We start from the raw sequence: 1,641 nt of genomic DNA, 5'->3' as shown, positions 1-1,641 counted from the left end.
CGACGGACCCTACGTTCGAACTGCGCTGGGCCGCGCTCAGTCGTGCGACGGGCGGGGCTTGCGGCGGGCCGCGTACAGGCGGTTGCCCTCCGGGCCGGTCCATTCCAGGCGGACGACGCCGGCCGCCGCAGCGTCGCCCACGCGCGCCGGGTCGGCCCAGTAACCGGCCGCCGGGTTGCGGAAGAACGTCGCCCACGGCTGGCCGCGGTGGTCGAGGAAGAAGTTGTTGTGGCCCGCGCCCACCCCCGCGGTCCAGCGCCCGGAGTACGGCCCCTCGAACCGGTCGGCGACGGCGACGACGGCGTCGTACTGGAACTGCACCCGCCCGGCGCCCGGGTTGTCGTAGGCGTTGCGCGTGGTCCCGTCCGGGTTGGTCGACGTGCGGTCCCAGGCCGCGTGCACCAGGAAGTACTTGCCGCCGTGCTTGAACACGTAGGCGCCCTCCAGGTAGGGCTCGGGCGTGTACGGCGTCTGCTGGAACAGCGGCAGGTTCGTGGTGGGGACGATGTCCTCCATGTCGTCCCGGAACGGCGCGTACAGGTGGTTGTGCAGCACCAGCCAGGCGTTGTCGTCCTCGGTGTACATGCTGCCGTCGATGTGGTGGTACGCACCCGGGGCGATGAACGACGGGCCGCCGATGAAGGGGTCACCGAACGGCTTGTCCACGTTGCCCTCGGCCAGCCGGTACGGGCCCTCCGGCCCGCCCTCGCTGATCAGCAGGAACGAGCCGACCTTGGTCGAGTGGTCGCCCATGCAGGCCACGATGTACCAGGTGCCGCGGAAGAAGTGCACCTCCGGGGCCCAGGCGTTGCCGCGCTTGCCGAACTGGCCGTGGTCGTCCCAGTACTCCTGCCACGGCGCGACCACCGTGCGGCCGGGGCGGTTCTCCCCCACGAACTCCGGCGACCAGACCTTGCCCTTCTCGGCGCCCGTCGCGGGGTCGGACCGGATAGCCGTCGTGTCGGCGAGCCGCCACGGCCCGCGCAGCGACGGGGCCACCCACAGGAAGATGCCGTCGTTCCACGGCCCAGCCGCCGGGAGACCCGGGACGCGTGTTGTGCCCGTGGCGACGTAGACGGGCTTGCCGTCGACGACGAAGCAGTTGACGTAGGTGTCCCGGATCCAGACCCGGCCGAGCTCCTCGTCCCGCGGGCGCAGCTCCAGCGGCAGGACGAACGAGTTGTCGTCGCGCGGCCAGAGGTCCGTGCGGGTATCCGCGAGCCCGTAGGGCTCGAGGTCGGGCCAGTTCGCGGGGAGACGGCCGTGTGCCGTGTTGGCGGCCGTGCCGGCGGCTGTGGTGGCGGCCGGCCCTCCGCTCGAGGCCGGGCCTGCTGCCCGCCCTTGCGCCGCGGCGGACGCGGCAGGACCGGCAAGCCCCGCCACCAGGGAGCCGGCAACCCCGGCGGCACCCGCAAGGACCGCCCGCCGGTGGACGGGAAAACCATTAGCTGGACCTGTCATTGGCACGCCTCCGTTCCGTGCGCGGCGACGTCGCCGCACGTTCGACGCGACGCTAACCGGCGAAATTCCGCCGCTCAAGACGCGACAGAAAGGTGCGGCCGGGGCTTGGTCCCGGGTCAGGCTGGGGGGGTCGGGCTGGGGGGTCGGGCTCGGGTCGGGCTGGGGGGGGTCGGGCTCGGG

General features: G+C 72.8%; 1 protein-coding gene. It reads right to left on the bottom strand.

Annotated elements, in window-relative coordinates; all coding sequences use genetic code 11:
* Window positions 1–36 precede the first annotated feature (36 nt).
* The gene (locus PROKR_RS26900) at window positions 37–1,461 is read right to left on the bottom strand and encodes a family 43 glycosylhydrolase (RefSeq protein WP_036969944.1); all 1,425 of its coding nucleotides are present in this window, start codon (window positions 1,459–1,461) and stop codon (window positions 37–39) included.
* Window positions 1,462–1,641: the final 180 nt, after the last annotated feature.

This window comes from Promicromonospora kroppenstedtii DSM 19349, from assembly GCF_000515355.1.
Lineage (GTDB): Bacteria > Actinomycetota > Actinomycetes > Actinomycetales > Cellulomonadaceae > Promicromonospora > Promicromonospora kroppenstedtii.
Note: the sequence above shows the minus strand (reverse complement) of the source record. Positions and strands in the feature narration are given on the sequence as shown.